The organism is Flavobacterium sp. (assembly GCF_035292545.1).
Taxonomy (GTDB): Bacteria; Bacteroidota; Bacteroidia; order Flavobacteriales; family Flavobacteriaceae; genus Flavobacterium.
In genome coordinates, this window is the sequence record NZ_DATDPV010000082.1 from 1 (window position 1) to 2,361 (window position 2,361).

The 2,361-nt window shown below is 33.2% G+C and carries 3 protein-coding genes; 2 read left to right on the top strand and 1 reads right to left on the bottom strand.

Annotated elements, in window-relative coordinates:
• Positions 1–798: MBL fold metallo-hydrolase (locus VI621_RS14090; RefSeq protein WP_324219048.1), on the bottom strand; the 798-nt coding region annotated here is incomplete at its 3' end.
• 191 nt (positions 799–989) lie between these two features.
• Here VI621_RS14090 and VI621_RS14095 point away from each other — a divergent pair.
• The gene (locus VI621_RS14095; RefSeq protein ID WP_324219049.1) at positions 990–1,436 is read left to right on the top strand and encodes a MarR family transcriptional regulator; all 447 of its coding nucleotides are present in this window, start codon (positions 990–992) and stop codon (positions 1,434–1,436) included.
• 340 nt (positions 1,437–1,776) lie between these two features.
• Complete coding sequence (locus tag VI621_RS14100) at positions 1,777–2,268, top strand: BCAM0308 family protein (RefSeq protein WP_324219050.1); 492 nt, start codon at positions 1,777–1,779, stop codon at positions 2,266–2,268.
• Positions 2,269–2,361: the final 93 nt, after the last annotated feature.

The following is a 2,361-nucleotide window of genomic DNA, read 5'->3' on the forward strand; positions in this document are numbered from 1 at the left end:
TTCACTTGCCATTACCAATGCCTCTTCAGGATTGCAATGGTTTTTTCTCCAAGGAATATATGCGCCAATCGGCATGACTGCTATATCAATATTTCCGCCATCAACTTTTTGAAATAATTCGGTAAAAGCAGTATCGCCGCCAAATAAAATTCGTTTACCATTTTTTTCGAGCACATAAGCATTATAGCTTCTTCCATCTTCCATATAACCTTTGGATCGATCTTTTTCCCAAGGATATCTCCAACCAAAATGTTTCACTTCGTAAGCTTTGAATTTAATTCCTAGAAATTCTAAATCATTACCCCAATCCATTTCCTGCAATGATTTCCATTTCAGCTCAGCAATAACATCCATTGTATTGTAAGCCGTGATGCAGTCAATTTCGTTTGGAAATTTATCGGTGATAGTCAAAAGCGTATGATAATCCATATGATCCATGTGAGCGTGAGAAAGAAGAATTAAGTCCGGTTTTGGAATTGCATCCAATTCAAGAGCTGGTGCAGAATATCTCTGCGGTCCAAAAGTCATTCCAAGAAAGTATAAACCAATTCTCTCGTAAAGAACAGGATCAGTTAAAATCTTCACCCCGTAAAAATTAATTAGAACTGTGGAATGACCAATCCATGCTAATGTTATTTCGTCATCATGCCATAATTCAGGCGATGGTTTGAATTCTGTAGGCAGAGCTTGTGCTGCTTCCCGATTTGAACTTCGAAGAAAAATTGGCGGAACAAGCAATGAACCGATTGATGCTGCAGATATTTTTTTAAGAAACTTTCTACGGTTTATTTTTTTCATAATTTAGTGAACAAAGTAAGGACTAAAATAATTCAGTTTGAAAAATGATTGGTGCAAATTTAATCAAAACAAAAAATATAATTTGCATTAAAAAAGAAACGCAAGTTCAATGAATCACACCTTAATTTTGTTGAGTATATTTGAGAACTAATATAGGACTTTAATTTTCAACTGTTACAAACATCTTAATTATGGCAACACATTATAAAGGTTCGCTTAAAGAAGTAAATGTCCTCAATTCTTACATAAAGCTCGTGCGTACATTCGAATCGATTAGTTCGTGCTTATACATGAAGCTAGCAAAGGAAGGGCTGACGGAAAGTCAATTCTATCTGCTCGATGTACTTTATCATTGTGGACCAATGAATCAAAAAGATCTTGGCAAGAAAATATTCCGAAGCGAGGGCAACATTACAATGGTTGTAAATAATCTTGAAAAACGAAAATTGATTAAGAAAAAGCAAAGCGAGGACGACAAACGGGTTTACATCATTAAATTGAAAAATGAAGGCAGAGAATTATATGAAAAGGTTTTTCCTAAATTCTTAAAAACAATTATGAGTGAGTTAGATGGAATTAAGGAAAAGGAACACAAAGAGTTTCAGAAGATTTGTAAAAGAATTGGAATAAAGGCCTAACCCTACCCTTGCCGGGTCTGTTACACAACTGTTAATTTAACACAATTTTATTTTTTGTTATCAAGACAAACATAAATTATTTTATATATTTGTATTAAATTAGCAACCGAAAAGTGTAATGCCTCCAAATTTTTGCTCATTACTTTTTAAAAAAAAATTTATTACATTATTATCGGTTTTTTATTCATTGTCTTTGATCTCACTGGGTTTATAGGTTTAATATTTTTTCACTATAAACTGGATTTAATTTTGCTTCTAAAAATATTTTCTTGTCAACCTGTTCACAATTTATCTCCCGGTACTTTACAGCATCACAATAAACCAAATAATTGGAGGTCCTATGAACTTCAAAGTCGCTGTTCGCAGAAAAGATCGTTTAATCAGAGATCGCAGAAAAGATGTTTATATTGATCAAATTATTTTAAAAGAACCTGCAATATGCAGCAAATGCAATGCGGTTTACTCTAATGGCAGATGGACGTGGAAAATAAGTAAACAAGCTGTAACTAAAACAACTTGTCCAGCTTGCCGACGAATTAGTGATAATTATCCGGCAGGTTATGTGGAAATTAAAGGAAAATTTTACCTTCTTCATTCGACCGATATATTAAATCTCATAAATAATGTAGAACGATTAGAAAAAACAGAAAGACCGCTTGAGAGAATAATTTCAATTTCCGAAAGTAATGATAAGACAGTAATTACTACTACGGGAATTCACATTGCAAGAAGAATTGGTGAGGCATTATCACGTTCTTATCAGGGCAACTATAATTTTCAATATGCTGATGGAGAAAAAAGTATTAGAGTTTTTTGGGAAAGAGACAAGTAAAAATATCGTTAGAATTATTCCTATTTACTTATTCTTTGAAGCTGCGATGCAGACCTAACTTTTCGGCATATTTAATGGCCCGAATATATTCAT

Coding starts and splice junctions, on each gene's coding strand:
- VI621_RS14095 (WP_324219049.1), top strand. CDS start 990: ATGGCAACACATTATAAAGGTTCGCTTAAAGAAGTAAATGTCCTCAAT.
- VI621_RS14100 (WP_324219050.1), top strand. CDS start 1,777: ATGAACTTCAAAGTCGCTGTTCGCAGAAAAGATCGTTTAATCAGAGAT.